The organism is Azospirillum oryzae (assembly GCF_008364795.1).
GTDB classification, from domain to species: Bacteria; Pseudomonadota; Alphaproteobacteria; order Azospirillales; family Azospirillaceae; genus Azospirillum; species Azospirillum oryzae.
The window spans coordinates 99250-116013 of the sequence record NZ_VTTM01000010.1 but is presented as its reverse complement, the minus strand read 5'-3'; the positions used below and the strand labels follow the sequence as shown (position 1 = coordinate 116013).

Annotated in this window: 15 protein-coding genes; 6 read left to right on the top strand and 9 right to left on the bottom strand. The window is 68.1% G+C overall.

Going from position 1 to position 16764, the window contains the following annotated elements:
• Nucleotides 1–4: 4 nt before the first annotated feature.
• The gene (locus tag FZ938_RS23195; RefSeq protein WP_149200797.1) at nt 5–733 is read left to right on the top strand and encodes an SAM hydrolase/SAM-dependent halogenase family protein; all 729 of its coding nucleotides are present in this window, start codon (nt 5–7) and stop codon (nt 731–733) included.
• An 84-nt stretch (nt 734–817) separates the two neighbouring features.
• Here the strand turns inward: FZ938_RS23195 and FZ938_RS23190 are convergent, their stop codons facing one another.
• The 3 genes from FZ938_RS23190 to FZ938_RS23180 form a co-directional block, all read right to left on the bottom strand.
• Nucleotides 818–1543, bottom strand: coding sequence for a Bax inhibitor-1/YccA family protein (locus FZ938_RS23190; protein ID WP_149200796.1), 726 nt, complete (start codon nt 1541–1543; stop codon nt 818–820).
• 146 nt (nt 1544–1689) lie between these two features.
• Nucleotides 1690–4215, bottom strand: coding sequence for an ABC transporter permease (locus FZ938_RS23185; protein ID WP_149200795.1), 2526 nt, complete (start codon nt 4213–4215; stop codon nt 1690–1692).
• Between the two features lie 5 nt (nt 4216–4220).
• Nucleotides 4221–4988 (bottom strand): ABC transporter ATP-binding protein, encoded by a 768-nt coding sequence (locus FZ938_RS23180; protein WP_149200794.1) that lies wholly within the window; start codon nt 4986–4988, stop codon nt 4221–4223.
• On the opposite strand from FZ938_RS23180, the gene FZ938_RS23175 reads away from it, so the two are divergent.
• The 4 genes from FZ938_RS23175 to thpR all read left to right on the top strand — a co-directional run bounded on the left by FZ938_RS23175 (nt 4987) and on the right by thpR (nt 8717).
• Nucleotides 4987–5721, top strand: coding sequence for an arylesterase (locus FZ938_RS23175; protein ID WP_149200793.1), 735 nt, complete (start codon nt 4987–4989; stop codon nt 5719–5721). The two genes, FZ938_RS23180 and FZ938_RS23175, sit on opposite strands and share 2 nt — an antisense overlap.
• Nucleotides 5722–5724: 3 nt before the next feature.
• Nucleotides 5725–6876: an FIST signal transduction protein gene (locus tag FZ938_RS23170; RefSeq protein ID WP_149200792.1), complete on the top strand. Its 1152-nt coding sequence runs from the start codon at nt 5725–5727 to the stop codon at nt 6874–6876.
• A 29-nt stretch (nt 6877–6905) separates the two neighbouring features.
• Nucleotides 6906–7961, top strand: a complete 1056-nt coding sequence (locus FZ938_RS23165) for an NADP(H)-dependent aldo-keto reductase (RefSeq protein WP_149200791.1) — start codon at nt 6906–6908, stop codon at nt 7959–7961.
• 210 nt (nt 7962–8171) lie between these two features.
• Nucleotides 8172–8717, top strand: a complete 546-nt coding sequence (gene thpR, locus FZ938_RS23160) for an RNA 2',3'-cyclic phosphodiesterase (protein WP_149200790.1) — start codon at nt 8172–8174, stop codon at nt 8715–8717.
• On the opposite strand, the gene FZ938_RS23155 is transcribed toward thpR, so the two are convergent.
• The 3 genes from FZ938_RS23155 to dnaK form a co-directional block, all read right to left on the bottom strand.
• The gene (locus FZ938_RS23155; protein WP_149200789.1) at nt 8714–9901 is read right to left on the bottom strand and encodes a GGDEF domain-containing protein; all 1188 of its coding nucleotides are present in this window, start codon (nt 9899–9901) and stop codon (nt 8714–8716) included. The two genes, thpR and FZ938_RS23155, sit on opposite strands and share 4 nt — an antisense overlap.
• A gap of 214 nt (nt 9902–10115) precedes the next feature.
• Nucleotides 10116–11267: a molecular chaperone DnaJ gene (dnaJ, locus tag FZ938_RS23150; RefSeq protein ID WP_109074961.1), complete on the bottom strand. Its 1152-nt coding sequence runs from the start codon at nt 11265–11267 to the stop codon at nt 10116–10118.
• A gap of 150 nt (nt 11268–11417) precedes the next feature.
• Nucleotides 11418–13334, bottom strand: coding sequence for a molecular chaperone DnaK (gene dnaK, locus FZ938_RS23145; protein WP_149200788.1), 1917 nt, complete (start codon nt 13332–13334; stop codon nt 11418–11420).
• A gap of 634 nt (nt 13335–13968) precedes the next feature.
• On the opposite strand from dnaK, the gene FZ938_RS23140 reads away from it, so the two are divergent.
• Nucleotides 13969–14172: a hypothetical protein gene (locus FZ938_RS23140; protein ID WP_085086992.1), complete on the top strand. Its 204-nt coding sequence runs from the start codon at nt 13969–13971 to the stop codon at nt 14170–14172.
• A gap of 49 nt (nt 14173–14221) precedes the next feature.
• Here FZ938_RS23140 and FZ938_RS23135 read toward each other — a convergent pair whose 3' ends face one another.
• The 3 genes from FZ938_RS23135 to ddpX form a co-directional block, all read right to left on the bottom strand.
• Nucleotides 14222–14740 carry a hypothetical protein gene (locus tag FZ938_RS23135; protein ID WP_149200787.1) on the bottom strand — a complete coding sequence of 173 codons (519 nt, stop codon included), beginning with the start codon at nt 14738–14740 and terminating at the stop codon, nt 14222–14224.
• 145 nt (nt 14741–14885) lie between these two features.
• Nucleotides 14886–15938, bottom strand: a complete 1053-nt coding sequence (locus tag FZ938_RS23130; RefSeq protein ID WP_149200786.1) for a polysaccharide deacetylase family protein — start codon at nt 15936–15938, stop codon at nt 14886–14888.
• Nucleotides 15939–16187: 249 nt separating this feature from the next.
• Nucleotides 16188–16736, bottom strand: coding sequence for a D-alanyl-D-alanine dipeptidase (gene ddpX / locus FZ938_RS23125; RefSeq protein WP_149200785.1), 549 nt, complete (start codon nt 16734–16736; stop codon nt 16188–16190).
• Nucleotides 16737–16764: the final 28 nt, after the last annotated feature.

Here is a 16764-nt window from a genome sequence, read left to right as displayed (position 1 = left end):
CCCCATGATCCTGCTCTTCACCGACTTCGGCCTCTCCGGCCCCTATACCGGCCAGATGAAGGCGGTGTTGGCGCAACAGGCGCCCACCGTCCCCGTCATCGACCTGTTCGCCGACGCCCCCGCCTTCGACCCGCAGCTCTCCGCCTATCTGCTGGCGGCCTACGCCCCGGCCTTCCCGGCGGGCAGCGTCTTCCTCTGCGTCGTCGATCCCGGCGTCGGCACCGACCGGCAGCCGGTGATGGTCGAGGCCGACGGGCGGTGGTTCGTCGGTCCCGACAACGGCCTGTTCGCCCTGATCGCCCGCCGCGCAACGTCGCTAAACGCCTGGACCATCGACTGGATTCCCGATCGGCTGTCCGCCAGCTTCCACGGCCGCGACCTGTTCGCCCCCGTCGCCGCCGGCCTCGCAACCGGCCGCGGCATCGAGCGCAGTCCGCTCGCCACCGCCGCCATCGACCGCCCCGACTGGCCGGACGAGTTGGCCCGCGTCGTCTATGTCGATGTCTACGGCAACGCCATGACCGGCATGCGCGCCGCCGCCCTGCCTGCCGATGCCGTGCTGACCGCCGCCGGCAGCCGCATCACCCGCGCCCGCACCTTCGGCGCCGTCGGGCCGGGACAGCCGCTGTGGTACGAGAACTCCAACGGGCTGGCGGAGATCGCGGTCAACCGCGGGCGGGCCGACCGGGTGTTGGGTCTGGCGGTCGGCGACCCGGTGACCGTGGAGACCTGACCAAAAGAAAACCGCCCGGAAGCGGGGGGCTTCCGGGCGGCTGCTGCTTTGATCCGATGCTTGTCCGATCAGGCGTCTTTAGGCTCAGTCGTTGTTGCGCTGACCCAGGAACTGCAGCAGGAACTGGAACAGGTTGATGAAGTCCAGGTACAGCGTCAGGGCGCCCATCAGGGCCAGCTTGCCGGTGCTCTCGTGATCGTAGCCCTCGGCGTAGCTTTCCTTGATCGACTGGGTGTCATAGGCGGTCAGGCCGGTGAAGATCAGCACGCCGATGGCGGAAATCGCGAAATGCAGGGCCGGCGACTGGAAGAAGATGTTCGCAAGGCCGGCGATCACCAGGCCGATGACGCCCATCATCAGGAACGAGCCCATCTTCGACAGGTCGGCCTTCGTGGTGTAGCCGTAGAGGCTCATCGCCAGGAAGGTGGCGGCGGTGACGAAGAAGGTCAGCGCGATCGACGCCCCGGTGAAGACCAGGAAGATGGCCGACATCGACAGGCCCATGGCACCGCAATAGGCCCAGAAGATCATCTGTGCCGATGCGAAGGACAGGCGCTGGATGCCGAAGGACAGCACCATGACGAAGGCCAGCGGGGCCAGCATCACCACCCACTTCAGCGGCGTGCCGAAAATGGCCTGGAGCATGGCCGGGCTGGACGACACGAGCGCGGCGACCAGACCCGTCAGGATCAGGCCGGCACCCATGTAGTTGTACACGCGCAGCATGTGCTGCCGCAGGCCTTCGTCGAAGTATCCCCGATCTGTCGCGCGGCCTGCGGTCGCGAAGCGGTTATAGGTCGGGTCTGCCATGGTTTGGTTTCCTCGGTGGAATTGGGTGATCCCGTCGCAGGACATATTGGCGAGTCCGCCATGCGGTTCAATAGGAATCGACAGCGCTTTTTCTAGATGAAAAAGCTTTCACGATTCGTTTTTCCTGCGGCTTTCTGACGCGCGAATCATTCGTTCCGAAGCAATGGCGCCGAAGGCTGGCCCAAAGCCCGCCAAGTACCATAGAACCCGAAAGCGAGCGTGATCGCCGTGCTCAGCAATGCGGTGGTGACCACCGCCGACGGCAGGAAGCTCCATTCCCAATGCATGAGGAACGTCAGCACGGCCCAGGCGGTCAGCGTGCCGATAATGCCGGCGATGAGCGCGGTCAGCAGGCCGAGCAGCCCGTATTCCAGCAGGAAGGCGCGCAGCACGTCGCCGCGCGTGGCCCCCAGCACCTTCAGGACAACCGCGTCGTAGACCCGGCGGCGGTGCCCGGCGGCGACCGCGCCGGCCAGAACCAACGTGCCGGCGGCCAGCGTGATGCCGGCGACGATGCGCACCGCGGTGCCGATATGGCCCAACATCTCCGCCACGGTGTCGAGCGCGTCCTTCACCCGCACCATGGTGATGTTGGGGAAGCGTTGCAGCACGGCGCGCTGCACCTGCGTTTCGGCATCCGGCGTGGCGCGGACGGTGGCGACCCAGGTCTGCGGCGCGCCTTCCAGCGTGCCGGGGGCGAAGACCATGGTGAAGTTGATCGCCATGCTGCTGAAATCGGCGGAGCGCACGTTGGCGACCTTCGCCTCGATGCTGCGGCCCAGGATGTTGATGGTCATGGTGGCGCCGGGACCGATGCCGAAGGCCTCGGCGACGCTCTGGTGGATGGAGATCAGCGGCGGCCCGGCATAATCCTGCGGCCACCAGCTGCCGGCGGTGACGGTGGAATGCTTCGGCACCGTCGCCGAATAGGTGATGCCGCGGTCGCCGGCCAGGATCCAGGCCTGCTCGGGGTTGATCAGCGCCTTTTCGGCCTCCTGCCCGTTCACCCGCTCGATCCGGCCGCGCAGGCTCGGCACCGCTTCGAAGGCGCTGGTGCCGGGGACGGCGGTCACGAGGTCGCGCAAGGGATCGAACTGGTCGCGCTGGATGTCGACGAAGAAGAAGGCCGGGGCGTCCTGCGGGATCGTCTCCGACACCCGGCGGGCGAAGTTGCCCTGGATCAGCGCGATGGCGACCAGCACCGTCAGGCCGAGCCCCAGCGACAGCACCACCGCCGCCGTCGGGTTGCCCGGCCGGTGCAGGTTGGCGAGCGCCAGCCGCAGCCCTGGCCGCCTGACGCGCCCCACCCGCTTCGCCCCCCAGGTGACCAGCGCCGCCGCCGCGCGGAAGGCGATGAAGGTGGCGATGGAGCCGCCGACGAACCACAGGGCGAAGATCTTGTTGTGCGCGGTCAGCACCGCCAGCCCGGCAAGGGCGAGGGCCGACAGGATCATCGCGACGGTATAGGGCGTGCGCGGCCGGCCACCCGCCGGGGCGATCACATCGCGGAACAGGGCGCCAGCCGGCACCTCGCGCGCCCGGCCGAGCGGCCACAGCGAGAAGGTCAGCGCGGTCAGCAGGCCATAGAGGGCGGCGAGTGCCAGGGCTCCGGGATAGACGCCGATATGGGCCGATACCGGCAGCACGCCGTCGAGCAGCCGACCGAGCGCCAGCGGCGCCACCGCGCCCAACGCCAGCCCGATGACGATGCCCAGCAGGGCGAGCGCCAGGATCTGCGCCAGATAGAGCTGGAACACCAGGGCGCCGGGCGCGCCGATGCACTTCATCATGGCGATGGTGCGGGCGCGCGACTCCAGATGGCTGCGTACCGCGTTGCCTACCCCGACGCCGCCGACCAGCAGCGCGGTCAGCCCGACCAGAGTCAGGAACAGCGTCATGCGGTCGATGAAGCGTTCGATCTGCGGCGAGGCATTGGTGTAGTCGCGCATCCGCCAGGGCGCATCGGGGAAGCGGGCGCGAAGGGTCTCCTGCCACGCCTTCAGGTCGGTTTGCGGCGGCAGAGCCACCTTGGCGCTCCACCAGGTGAGACTGCCCGGTTGCAGCAACCCGGTGCCCTGAAGCGACGGCAGCGCCACCAGCACCCTCGGTCCCAGCGAAAAGGCGTTGGAGGAGGCGCGATCCGGCTCGCGGTCCAGCACGGCGGCGACGCGGTAGGCGCCTTCGCCGATGCGGATCGTGTCGCCGGGCTTGACCCCCAACCTGTCGACCAGACTGGCCTCGATCACCGCGCCCCAGCGACCGTCCTTCTGTGCCAGCGCATCCCGCAGGTCGCCGCCGCTCTCCAGCGTGACGGTGCCGTAGAGTGGATAGAGATCGTCCACCGCCTTCAACTCGACCAGGGAGGAGCGCGTCTCGTCCGCGGCACGGGCCATCGCCCGCATTTCGGCGGAGGTCGACACCCGGCCATCGGCCTTCAGCGCCGCCATCTGCTCGTCGGCCGGCGGGCTGTAGAGTTGCCGCAACGCGACGTCACCGCCCAGGATCGACCGCCCGTCGCTCGCCAGCCCGTCGAGCAGCCCGCTCGACACCGACTGCACCGAGGCGATGGCTGCCACCCCCAGCGCGAGGCAGGCGAGGAAGACCCAGAACCCCTTCAGGCCGGTGCGCAGCTCCCGCCGGGCAAGGCGGAGCGCGAGGCTGAGGTTGGTCATCCCCCTCACTCCCCCGCCGCCTGCAGCTTCGCGCGCCGGGCCGCCTGCCCGTCGTCGGCGATGCGGCCATCCGCCAGCCGCACCGTCCGGTCGCAGCGCGCGGCTAGCGTCTGGTCGTGGGTGATCAGCACCAGCGTCGTGCCGCGCCGCTCGGCCAGATCGAACAGCAGCTTCACAATGGTGGCGCCGGTGTCGATGTCGAGGTTGCCGGTCGGCTCGTCCGCCAGCAGAAGCGACGGCTCGGTGACGAAGGCGCGGGCCAATGCGGTGCGCTGCTGCTCGCCGCCCGAAAGCTGGCCGGGATAATGGTGGATGCGGTGGCCAAGCCCGACCTGTTCCAGCCCGATGCGGGCGCGGTCGAAGGCGTCGGCGACGCGAGCGAATTCCAGCGGGATGGCGACATTCTCCAGCGCCGTCATGGTCGGCACCAGATGGAAGGCCTGGAAGACGATGCCGACATGCTGCCGGCGGAAACGCGCCAAGCCATCCTCGTTCAATCGGCCGAGATCCTGGCCGGCAACGCGGACGGTGCCGCCGCTGGGGCGTTCCAGACCGGCCATCACCATCATCATGGTCGACTTGCCGGAACCGCTGGGACCGACCACGCCGACCCGCTCTCCGGCCGCCACCTGAAGATTAACGCCGCGCAGGATGTTGACGGGTCCGGCACCGCTGTCCAATTTCAGGTGGACGTCGTCGAGTTCAACGATGGATTCGTTGGAAGACCGGGCGATGGATTTTGACGACGTTGCAGGGGACTGAGCCTTGGGCATGCGACTCTCGCACAAGCGGAACGGACCATCGCCATATGGCACGACCCGCCGGGCTTTCAACACGGGCGCCTTCGCCGCGGCGCTGGCCTTCGTCTTTGCCGCAGGGGTGCCGATGACCGTTCCGACCCGCGCAAACGCCGCGCAGCCGGTGAAGCTGCTGGCGCTGGGCGACAGCCTGACCGCGGGCTACGGCTTGCCGGAACAGCAGGGCTTCACCCGCCAACTGGAGAAGGCGCTGGCCGCCAAGGGCTACAGCGTCACCGTCATTAACGCCGGCGTATCGGGCGACACCACCGCCGGCGGCCGGGCGCGGCTGGACTGGGCGCTGGCCGACAAGCCGGACGCCGCAATCGTCGAGCTGGGCGCCAACGACATGCTGCGCGGGCTCGATCCCGATCAGGCCAAGGCGAACCTCGACGTCATCCTCAAGAGTCTGGCGGAGCGCAGGATCCCGACCCTGCTGGCCGGCATGCTCGCCTCGCCCAGCCTGGGCAAGCCCTACACCGACAGGTTCAACGCCATCTATCCCGATCTGGCGAAGACCTACGACCTGCCGCTCTATCCTTTCTTCCTCGACGGGGTGGCGCTGGACCGGTCGCTGATCCAGCCGGACGGGATGCATCCCAACGCCCAGGGCGTGGCGGTGATCGTGGAGCGCATCCTGCCTTCCGTCACCGCGCTTCTCGACGGCCTCCCCAATATCGGCAAGACTACAGCCAAAACCGGAGGCTGACCCATGACCGTGACCCTGGACAGCGACACCCGCTTTCACGCCGCCTGCGCCGCCGGGGCGGAGTGGGGGCCGGCGGTCAAGGCCTGTCTCGACCGGCTGGGACCGGTCGCCGGCTGCAACCTGGGCTTCCTCTACCTGACCGACGGGCTGGCGGACCATGCGACCAGCATCGTCACCCTGCTGCGTGGGGTCACCGGCATCCGCCATTGGGTCGGCACCGCCGGCATCGGCGTGATGGCCAATGGCGAGGCCCTGTTCGACGAGCCGGGGCTGGCGATCATGGCCGCCCGCCTGCCGGAGGACAGCTTCCGCCTGTTCCCCACCCTGACCGACGGGCTGGAGCCGTTGCGCGGCAGCGCCGGCGGCTGGCTGGACAAGCATGGCGCGGCGCTGGCGCTGGTCCATGTCGATCCGCACCATGCCGACATGGCCGGGCTGGTCGCCCGTCTGTCGGAGGAGGCCGGCGTCTTCCTGGTCGGCGGCCTGACCGCGTCGCGCGGGGAGTTCCCGCAGATCGCCGCCGGGGCCGAGGATGCCGATCCGGTCACTGAGGGCGGCGTGTCGGGCGTGCTGTTCGCGCCGAACCTGCCGGTCGCCACCGCCCTGACCCAGGGATGCCGTCCGATCGGGCCGACGCGCACCGTCACCGCCAGCGACGACAACGTGATCCTGGAGATCGACGGCCGCCCGGCGCTGGACGTCTTCAAGGAGGACATCGGGCCGGAGCTTGCCGCCGACCTGCGGCAGGTGGCCGGGCTGATCTGCGCCGGGTTGCCCATTGCCGGATCGGACACCCAGGATTATCTGGTGCGCGACCTGATCGCCATCGACCCGCGCGCCGGCTGGATCTCGATCGCCGAGCGGGTGACCACCGGCCAGCCGGTGATGTTCACCCGCCGCGATCCCGAAACTGCCGCCGCCGACATGCGCCGGATGCTGGACAGCCTCAAGAAACGGGTGAAGGCGACGCCGAAGGGCGCGGTGTATGTCAGTTGCATCGCCCGCGGCCCCGGCCTGTTCGGCGCCGCCAACGCCGAGCTGTCGATGATCCGCGACACCTTCGGCGACATCCCGCTGACCGGCTTCTTCGCCTCGGGCGAGGTGTCGCACAACCGGCTCTATGGCTACACCGGCGTGCTGACGCTTTTCCTCTAAAAGATCATTTCGAATAAGGAACGTTCCGGATGCAGTATCGTCCGCTCGGCCGCACCGGCCTGTCGGTCAGCGCCATCGGCCTGGGCACCATGACCTGGGGCCGTCAGAACACCGAGGCCGAAGGCCATGCCCAGATGGACGCCGCCTTCGACCGTGGCATCAACTTCTGGGACACGGCGGAGATGTACGCCATCCCGCCCACCGCCGACACCTATGGCAAGACGGAGGAGGTGATCGGCAGCTGGTTCCAGTCGCGCGGCAAGCGTGACCGGGTGATCCTCGCCAGCAAGATCATCGGGGCACCGGCCGGCGGCTTCGGCTGGGTGCGCGAGGGCAAGTCGCGGCTCGACCGTGCCAACCTTTTCGCGGCGGTGGAGGCCAGCCTGTCGCGGCTGAAGACCGACTATATCGACCTCTACCAGATCCATTGGCCCGACCGCGTCACCAACCGCTTCGGCGTCCGCACCTATAAACACAAGCCGGAGCAGGACGGCGTGCCGATCGAGGAGACGCTGGCGGCGCTGGCCGAACTGGTGCAGGCCGGCAAGATTCGCCATGTCGGCCTGTCCAACGAAAGCCCGTGGGGCGTGATGCGCTGGCTGCGGGCCGCCGAGGTGGCGGGGGAGTTGGCTGGGCTGCCGCGCGTCGCCTCCATCCAGAACGCCTACAACCTGCTGAACCGGACCTTCGAGAACGGCCTGTCGGAGGTGGCCCTGCGCGAGGATGTCGGGCTGCTGGCCTACTCGCCGCTGGGCGCCGGCACGCTGACCGGGAAATATCTGAACGGCGCCATCCCGCCGGGCAGCCGCCGCGCGCTCGACCACCGGCCGTCGCGCTACGCCACCGTCAACGCCGACGCGGCGACGGAGGCCTATCTGGACATCGCCCGCCGCCATGGTCTGGCGCCGAACCAGATGGCCATCGCCTTCACGCTGCAGCAACCCTTCGTCACCTCGTCCCTGATCGGGGCGACGACGATGGAAACGCTGGTCTCCAACATCGACTCCATCGACGTGACTCTGTCCCCGGAGGTGATGGCGGAGATCGACGCGGTGCACAACCGCATGCCGGATCCGTGTCCATAAAGCGCCGGCCGCTATTGCCCCCACCCTGACCCTCCCCCGCTTCGCAGGGGAGGGAAATGGACCTTTGTCGACGTTCAGCGGCAGTCCCTCCCCCGCCCAGCTCTCGCACAAAGCTATGCTTTGTGCTGACGCGGCAGGCGGACCGTAGGTCCGCCGAGAGCGGGGGAGGTTAGGTGGGGGTCTAACGCCGCCGATAGATGGAGGTGCCCCATGCTCCGCCTGTTCGTCGCCCTCGATCTGACGGACGAGGTTCGCCAACGGCTGGCCGGTCTGGCCGGCGGGGTGCCCGGCGCGCGCTGGACCGGGCTTGAGAGCATGCACCTGACCCTGCGCTTCATCGGCGAGGTGCCGGAGGATCAGGCGATGGACATCGACGCCGCGCTGGCGGAGATCCGGGCGCCGGCCTTCACGCTCACGTTCGACGGCGTCGGCATGTTCGGCAGCGGCCGCCGGGCGCGGGTGCTGTGGGCCGGGGTGGAGCGCAACGAGGCGCTGGCCCATCTCCAGGCCAAGGTCGAATCGGCTCTCGTCCGTTGCGGCCTGCCGGCGGAGGAGCGGAAATTCTCCCCCCACATCACGCTCGCCCGCCTGAAGGACGCGCCGGCCGACCGCATCGGCCGCTTCCTGTCCGACCGCGGCCTGTTCCGCGCCGGGCCGATGCCGGTCGATCACGTTACGCTCTACCGCAGCCATCTCGGCAACGGCGGTGCCGTCTATGAAGCCCTGCGGGAGTATCCGCTGGAAAATGGTGCTTAGGCGACGATGCCGTCCCAGGGCTGAGCCTCGGCGGGTCCGTTGCCGCCGCCTGTCCCCACCACCCGATCCTTGCCGTCCTGCTTGGCGCGGTACATGCGCTGGTCGGCCAGTTCGACCAGGGATTCCCAGTCGGCGGGGCGGTCGGCCGTCTGTTCGGCGATGCCGATGCTGGCGGTCTGAAGGCTGCCGTCCGGCCGCTTGCCGAAGCCGGCCCGGCGCATGCGCTCCACCGCGATCATCGCGCCCTCCACCGGCGTGTCGGGCATGACGACCAGGAACTCCTCCCCGCCCCAGCGCACCAGCGCGTCGGACTGGCGCAGCAGGCTGCGGATGGTGTTGGCGGCGTGGCGCAGGACGCGGTCGCCCTCCTCATGGCCATAGCGGTCGTTGACCGCCTTGAAGTCGTCCAGGTCGACGAAGATCGCCGACAGCGGCTGCGCCGCACGTTCGGCGTGGGCGACCTGGAGTTTCAGCAACTCCTCGCCGATGCGGCGGGAGAAGGCGCCGGTCAGCGCGTCGTGCGCCGCCTGTTCCAGCAGCGCGATCATGAAATGCAGCTGGCTGATCGCCGCCAGCGTCGCCACCACCGCAATCAACGCCAGCAGCCACAGCGCGCTGATGTAGGAGGGAAACGGCATCACCAGCGAGCCGTAGAAGCCGGCGGCCAGATGGGCGCCCAGCATCGGGGCGGCGAACAGCGCCCCTTCCAGCGCGGTCAGCGGAAAGACGCTGAGCCCCGCCACCATGACGAAGGGCAGATAGCCATAGCCGGCGCTGACGGCGATGCGCAGGTCGTCGACACCCTGGTTGTAGAGCAGCGGGTGCGAGATGGCGAAGAACAGCGTCGGGATCGCCAGCAGGGCGGTCAGCCGCCACCAGGCGCAGGTCATGTCCTCGCAGGACCGGCGGTCGAAGGCGAGCGCCAGGAAGGCGGCGCTGGCGCTCAGACGCAGCACGATCAGCCAGACCGCCAGCTTCCATTCGAAGACGGTGACGTCGATGGCGATCCACAGCGGCGTCAGCACGCCGAAGATCAGCGACACCATGCGCACGCGCGACTGGATCATCGCGGCGCGGCGGCGCTGCAGGATCGGCGTGTGCGCGGCCGGCCGGATCAGGTCGGGCAGTTCGTCGCCGCGGACGAAGGCACCGAACAGGGCGGCAAGAAGCCTGTCAACCCGCATCAGGCAGCCTGCCCCCGGCACCGGCCGGACATGTCGCCAATGGATTAGCCATGCTGGGTGATTACACGGGCATGACGTCCCCTTCAACGGCTTTCGCGCCGAAACGGCTCATAAGCCGCCGGAAAACACGGAAAGATCCCGGCATGCGACAAAAAGTAACGGGCGGCGCATCACCGACACGCCGCCCGTTGATAATTTTCGCAATGCCGAAGGATCAATCCTTCAGGTCTTCCCAAAGCTCCTTCACCTTGGCGAAGAAGCCCTCCGATTGCGGGTTCGACCCTTCCTTGGCGGCGCCCTCGAACTCGCGCAGCAGTTCCTGCTGGCGCTTGGTCAGGTTCACCGGGGTCTCGACCACCGCCTGGATGTACATGTCGCCGCGCTGGGCGCTGCGCAGCACCGACATGCCCTTGCCCTTGATGCGGAACTGGTGTCCGGACTGGGTGCCCGGCGGGACCGTCACCTTGGTGCGGCTTCCGTCGATGGTCGGCACCTCCACCGAACCGCCGAGCGCCGCCGTGGTCATCGGGATCGGCACCCGGCAGTGGATGTTGGCGCCGTCGCGCTGGAAGATCGGGTGCGGCGCCAGCGCCAGGAAGATATAGAGGTCGCCGGCCGGCGCCCCGCGCAGCCCCGCCTCGCCCTCGCCCGCCAGACGGATGCGGGTGCCGTCCTCGACACCGGCCGGGATGTTGACCTGCAGGGTCTTTTCCTTGCGCAGACGGCCGGAGCCGCCGCAGTTCTTGCAGGCGTCCTTGATGACCTTGCCGGCGCCGTGGCAGCCGGGGCAGGTCCGCTCGATGGTGAAGAAGCCCTGCTGCGCCCGCACCTTGCCGTGACCCTGGCAGGTCGGGCAGGTGATCGGCTGGGTCCCCGCCGCCGCGCCGGAACCGTTGCAGCTGTCGCACTGCACGGTGGTGGGCACGCGGATGGTGGTCTGGGTGCCCTTGAAGGCCTCCTCCAGCCCGATCTCCAGATTGTAGCGCAGGTCCTGGCCGCGGCCGGACGCACCGCCGCCGCCGCGGCGCCCGCCCATGAACTCGCCGAACATCTCGTCGAAGATGTCGGCGAAGCCGCCGCCGCCGCCGAAGTCGAAGTTGAAGCCGCCGGCGCCGGCGCCCGCCCCCGGACCACGGCCACCCTCGAAGGCGGCGTGGCCGAACCGGTCGTAGGCCGCGCGCTTCTGATCGTCCTTCAGGACGTCGTACGCTTCGCTGATTTCCTTGAACTTCTGCTCGGCGTCCTTGTCACCCTGGTTGCGGTCCGGGTGGTACTGCATCGCCATCTTGCGATAAGCCTTTTTCAGCTCATCCGCGCTGGCGTTCTTCGCCACACCGAGCAGCTCGTAATAATCCTGTTTCGCCATGGGGGCCGACCGCCTTTGAGTCGTTCTGGTCCAAACTGTCCGCGTCGCGTCGGAGCCTGACCCCAGCATACCGAAGGCCCGCCGCCGGGAAAAGGCGGCGGGCCATCGATGCTCGCGTCAGGTCCGTATCAAAAAGAAGCTGGCCTAACCTCAGGCCGACTTCTTCTTGTCGTCCTGGACCTCTTCGAAGTCGGCGTCGACGACGCCCGGCTCGTTCGGCTGGGCGCCCGGCGCCTCGCCGCCCGCAGCCGGGGCCTCGCCCTGGCCGGCCTTGTACATCGCCTCGCCCAGCTTCATCGACACCTGGGCCAGCGCCTCGGTCTTCGCCTTGATGCCGTCCAGATCCTCGCTGTCCAGCACCGACTTCAGTTCGGCGACGGCAGCCTCCGCGGCGGTCTTGTCGGAGGCCGGGATCTTGTCGCCGTTCTCCTTGATGGTCCGCTCGGTGGTGTGGATCAGGGCGTCGGCATGGTTGCGGGCGTCGACCAGCTCGCGGCGCTTCTTGTCGGCGTCGGCATGGGCCTCGGCGTCCTTCACCATCTTCTGGATGTCGGCGTCCGACAGGCCGCCCGAGGCCTGGATGCGGATCTGCTGCTCCTTGCCGGTCGCCTTGTCCTTCGCCGTGACGCTGACGATGCCGTTGGCGTCGATGTCGAAGGTCACCTCGATCTGCGGAACGCCGCGCGGGGCCGGCGGGATGCCGACCAGATCGAACTGGCCCAGCATCTTGTTGTCGGCCGCCATCTCGCGCTCGCCCTGGAAGACGCGGATGGTGACGGCGTTCTGGTTGTCCTCGGCGGTCGAGAAGGTCTGGCTCTTCTTCGTCGGGACCGTGGTGTTGCGGTCGATCAGACGGGTGAAGACGCCGCCCAGCGTCTCGATGCCCAGCGACAGCGGGGTGACGTCGAGCAGCAGGACGTCCTTGACCTCGCCCTTCAGCACGCCGCCCTGGATGGCTGCGCCGATGGCGACCACCTCGTCCGGGTTGACGCCGCGGTGCGGCTCACGGCCGAAGAACTGCTTCACCGCGTCGATGACCTTGGGCATGCGGGTCATGCCGCCGACCAGGATCACCTCGTCGATCTCGCTGGCCTTCAGGCCGGCGTCCTTCAGGGCCGCCTTGCAGGGCTCGATCGTGCGCTGCACCAGATCGTCCACCAGGGCTTCCAGCTTGGCGCGGGTCAGCTTGATGTTCAGGTGCTTCGGACCGGTCTGGTCGGCGGTGATGAAGGGCAGGTTGACTTCGGTCTGCGTGGTCGACGACAGCTCGATCTTCGCCTTCTCCGCAGCTTCCTTCAGGCGCTGCAGCGCGAGCTTGTCCTTGCGCAGGTCGATGCCCTGCTCCTTGTTGAACTCGTCGGCCAGATACTCGATGACCCGGCTGTCGAAGTCCTCGCCGCCCAGGAAGGTATCGCCGTTGGTCGACTTCACCTCGAACACGCCGTCGCCGATCTCCAGCACGGAGATGTCGAAGGTGCCGCCGCCCAGGTCATAGACCGCGACGGTGCCGGTGCCCTTCTTCTCCATGCCGTAGGCCAGCGCGGCGGCCGTCGGCTCGTTGATGATGCGCAGCACGTCCAGGCCGGCGATCTTGCCGGCGTCCTTGGTGGCCTGGCGCTGGCTGTCGTTGAAGTAGGCCGGGACGGTGATGACCGCCTGCGTGACCTTCTCGCCCAGATAGTTCTCGGCGGTCTCCTTCATCTTGGTGAGGATGAAGGCGCTGATCTGGCTGGGGCTGTACTTCTTGCCGTGCGCCTCGACCCAGGCGTCGCCGTTGTCGCCGGAGATGATGCGGTAGGGAACCAGGCCCTGGTCCTTCTTCGTCAGCGGATCGTCGAAACGGCGGCCGATCAGACGCTTGATGGCGAAGAGGGTGTTTTCCGGATTGGTGACCGCCTGGCGCTTGGCGGGCTGGCCGATCAGCCGCTCGCCGCCCTGGCTGAAGGCGACCATGGACGGCGTGGTCCGCGCGCCCTCGGCGTTCTCGATCACCTTGGCGCTGCCGCCTTCCATCACGGCGACGCACGAGTTCGTGGTGCCGAGGTCGATACCAATCACTTTGCTCATGTTCAGCCTCTTTCGTTCGGCAGATGCGTGGCGGCCCGTCTGGTCCGGCACCGCCGCGATCCCCATAGGGTCGGTGAAACGTCGGTGGAGCGCTTGGGGGTCTGGTCCCCGGGGAACGATGCTTGAGAGCAGTGCCCCCGGGTCCGGCCCGTGCTGGCGGAGATATAGGCGGAGCCGTTTCGGGCTGCAACAGGGTGGCGCGCCTTTCGACCCGCAAATACGGCGAAAAAACGCTGCCGCGACATCCTCCGCCACGCCGCCGCCGTCCCGCTGCTCTTTGCAATAGAATACCAGCGTATTCAAGCAAGCGAAGGCGAGTATCCCGATAATCATCCTCTCTGATTCAAATCGTCACAGATGTTACAAGTGATTAATGCTTCGATCGTGAACCAGTCAATGCAGTTAACCTTTCATTAACAAGCAATGGCGTGCAGAGCCTCTTCCAATCAATTCGCGGTTGCTGTGATTATTCATGTTCTGGAGAATCTAATAGTGAAAAGCCGAAAGGAATATGCTATCTCCTTTGTGTCATAAGGGACACCGCAAGGGATTGGGCCAGCGACTCCCCTGTCGCCGCCACCAGAGCATGCGGTTCTATGCAACGCTGGTCATACAGGTGTGAAAGGGAAGCGCGATGATGGACGAACGACGCGATGTGGCCCTGGCCATCAAGTCCTGCCTGGACAGCCTGATGAGCGACGCGACGCGCTGCGACCTCGATGACCTGGCGCGCTTCATCAGCCTCGCCGCTCTCGCCGCGGAAGAGGCGGCCGTCGCCCACGACCCCCAGGCCGTCCGTCTGAAGGCGCTGATGGCGACCGGGGCGGGCCACTGCTGACCGGCACCCCTGGCTTTCCTTGACGTACCGAGGCGGAAGCCCTTCCGCTCTACAGTATCTCAGCGTTGCGGATGGCGTCGTCGATCCGGCCCAGCATTTCGGCGCAGGACTCGTCGCCATCCATCAGGTCGGGAAGCGCGAAGCTGAACATCGCGACCGCGGCCACACTCCCCGCCGCATCCGGGCGTTCTGCGCCGACCAGCCACAGGTAATGGGTCTCGGCGCGGCCTTCCTCTTCCGTCCGCATCATCGCCTGGGCGATCACGGCGCCGTCGGCGCGGCTTTCCACGGTCCGGTCGCCCGCCCGCGGGTCTTGCGGCCGGACGAAGCGCAACGCCATCTCCTGCAGCGTGGCTGCCGTTCCGCCGGAATCCGGTCGAGGCACCACCCGGTCGGTCACCAGCCGAAGCACGCCGGCGGCCGGCGGCGGCGGCCGGAAGGTGCCCACCGGCTGCCCTTCATGTTCTTCCACATCGACCGCCCAGCCGGCCGGCAGCCGGAACCGCACCGTATCGGACCAGCCGATGTCGGAACCCGGACCATTCCCCGAATAAGTCTCGTCAGCCATCGCCCGCTCCCGAAAATCGCCACTCTCAGAAATCTCGCGGGCCTCGCAACGGCACGCCGGGACCGGCACCATAGGCGGCGCCCGTCTTCCCGCCAATGCCCGATCGAACCGTTCGGGATTGCCGCCGGGACATCCTGTCCCTGGATTACTCCGGGATCAGGAACTGAACGCCCAGCCAGCGCCAGCGGCCGTCGGTGGCCGGCAGGGTGCAGTTGACGCGGGCGCGGCCCGGCGGGAAGGGATCCTTGATGCGGACCTCCACCCGATCCTCGGCGATGCGCTCCAGCGCGGTGCGGCCCTGGCCGGTGGCGAAGCAGGCCAGCTTGGAGCTGTCGCCCACCCCGTCGGCGATGGTGAAGCCCAGCGGCGGCGGATTGACGGTGACCAGCGGGTCGTCGGGAGTCAGATCCGACACCGGCAGCGGCAGCGCGTTGGCGGCCAGTTCGAAGCGGTCGGCGCTGCCGTAGGTCTCGTTCATGACGAAGCGCGGCAGGCTCCAGGGATCGGCCTGCGGGTGCAGGACCCCCGACTGCTGGCCGAAGGCGGCGGTGAAGCCCTGGTCGACCACCAGTTGCCGCACGGCCAGCGAATATTCCCCCTGCGGATAGGCGAAGACCGCCGGGCGCTTGCCCAATTCGGTCTGGAAACGGTCGGACATCCGGCGCAGGTCGGCCGCCAACTGATCCGGGCTGCGCGACAGCATCGACTGGGTCGAGGTGCCAAGCGCCCCGATGGTGACCCCCGCCGCCGCCAGCTGGCGGATTTCGGCCCAAGTCATGTGGGTGGGGGAGCCGCGGTCCACCGCGTCGGTGGCGACGAACAGGGTGAAGGGCAGACCCGCCGCCTTCAGCCGCGGCCAGGCCTCGGTAAAGGCGGAGCGGCTGGCCTCGTCGATGGTGATCGCCACCGTGCGGTCGGGCAGCGGCTTGCCGTTGCGCAGGGCGTCGAGGATCTTCGGCAGCGGCAGGACGTGGTAATCGCCGTCGGTCAGCTCGTCGAGATGGGCTTCGAACTGGTCGATTCGGATGCTGATCGAGGGGTTCTGGTCCTCGCCGAAACGGTCATAGGCGAAAACCACCGCGCTGGCGCCCTGCGGAGAGGCGGATTCGGCGGCGGCGGGCCGGGACACCGGCACGAACGCGGTCCAGACGGACAGCGCGGCGGCGGCGAGTACCCTGACGGCACGACGGAACGGCATGGCGGCCTGCGGAAAAGGCTGATCGGGGCGACCGTCGCCCAGACGCAAAGGATGTGCCACAGTCCCCGCCATGCGAACAAGCTCCGTCCGCCCCTTTTCCACGGACAGCAGCGATGCGGTGCGCGCGTGCAACAATGGAAGACCTCCGCCCCGGCACAAACCCGGATGGAGGGTCCGGCGCCCGGCGTCGCCGTCTGTCCGGCACCGTCTGTCCGTCTGCGGCCGACCCCATCCTTGCACCGGCCCTCCTTACATCAGCCGGCCGCCGGCCGCCGCGTCGGTCAGCAGCGGGTAGCGCTCTGCCTCCGGAAGCTGATAGTGCCACCATTCAGACGGGTAATGCTCCCACCCGGCGCCGACCATCACGCCCAGCAGCAGGGCGCGGTTGCGCTGCTGTTCGGCGGTCAGGTCGCTGCGGCCATGGTGCGACCGCTCGGTCATCGCGTCGAAGCCGGTGCCCATGTCCAGGGCCGAGCCGGCGCCATCCACCAGTGTCAGGTCGACCGCCACGCCGCGGGTGTGGTTGGAGCCCAGACGCGGGTCGGCGATGTAGACGGGGTCGGAAAAGGCGTGCCACAGCTTCCATTGCGCCTCCGCCGGGCGGAAGGCATCGTAAATCCGCAGGCGGCAGCCGATGCCGCGGGCCAGCCGGATGGCGTCGCCGAGCCGGCGGGCCGCATCCGGATGCAGCAGGCACACCGCCGAGCGGTAGATCGGCACGCCGGACAGGTTGTCGGCGGTGGCGTAGAGAAGCTCCAGGTCGATGTCGAAGGCCGGAGGCGCGATCTCGGTCAGCATGGAATGGACAACCGTGGGCGTATGAGGA

Bases quoted from the DNA above. Each gene is read 5' to 3' on its own strand.
- FZ938_RS23130 (WP_149200786.1), bottom strand. From the start codon at position 15,938: ATGCCGTTCCGTCGTGCCGTCAGGGTACTCGCCGCCGCCGCGCTGTCC.
- FZ938_RS23140 (WP_085086992.1), top strand. From the start codon at position 13,969: ATGATGGACGAACGACGCGATGTGGCCCTGGCCATCAAGTCCTGCCTG.
- FZ938_RS23135 (WP_149200787.1), bottom strand. From the start codon at position 14,740: ATGGCTGACGAGACTTATTCGGGGAATGGTCCGGGTTCCGACATCGGC.
- FZ938_RS23165 (WP_149200791.1), top strand. From the start codon at position 6,906: ATGCAGTATCGTCCGCTCGGCCGCACCGGCCTGTCGGTCAGCGCCATC.
- ddpX (WP_149200785.1), bottom strand. From the start codon at position 16,736: ATGCTGACCGAGATCGCGCCTCCGGCCTTCGACATCGACCTGGAGCTT.
- thpR (WP_149200790.1), top strand. From the start codon at position 8,172: ATGCTCCGCCTGTTCGTCGCCCTCGATCTGACGGACGAGGTTCGCCAA.
- FZ938_RS23180 (WP_149200794.1), bottom strand. From the start codon at position 4,988: ATGCCCAAGGCTCAGTCCCCTGCAACGTCGTCAAAATCCATCGCCCGG.
- FZ938_RS23190 (WP_149200796.1), bottom strand. From the start codon at position 1,543: ATGGCAGACCCGACCTATAACCGCTTCGCGACCGCAGGCCGCGCGACA.
- dnaK (WP_149200788.1), bottom strand. From the start codon at position 13,334: ATGAGCAAAGTGATTGGTATCGACCTCGGCACCACGAACTCGTGCGTC.
- FZ938_RS23175 (WP_149200793.1), top strand. From the start codon at position 4,987: ATGCGACTCTCGCACAAGCGGAACGGACCATCGCCATATGGCACGACC.
- FZ938_RS23155 (WP_149200789.1), bottom strand. From the start codon at position 9,901: ATGCGGGTTGACAGGCTTCTTGCCGCCCTGTTCGGTGCCTTCGTCCGC.
- dnaJ (WP_109074961.1), bottom strand. From the start codon at position 11,267: ATGGCGAAACAGGATTATTACGAGCTGCTCGGTGTGGCGAAGAACGCC.
- FZ938_RS23195 (WP_149200797.1), top strand. From the start codon at position 5: ATGATCCTGCTCTTCACCGACTTCGGCCTCTCCGGCCCCTATACCGGC.
- FZ938_RS23185 (WP_149200795.1), bottom strand. From the start codon at position 4,215: ATGACCAACCTCAGCCTCGCGCTCCGCCTTGCCCGGCGGGAGCTGCGC.
- FZ938_RS23170 (WP_149200792.1), top strand. From the start codon at position 5,725: ATGACCGTGACCCTGGACAGCGACACCCGCTTTCACGCCGCCTGCGCC.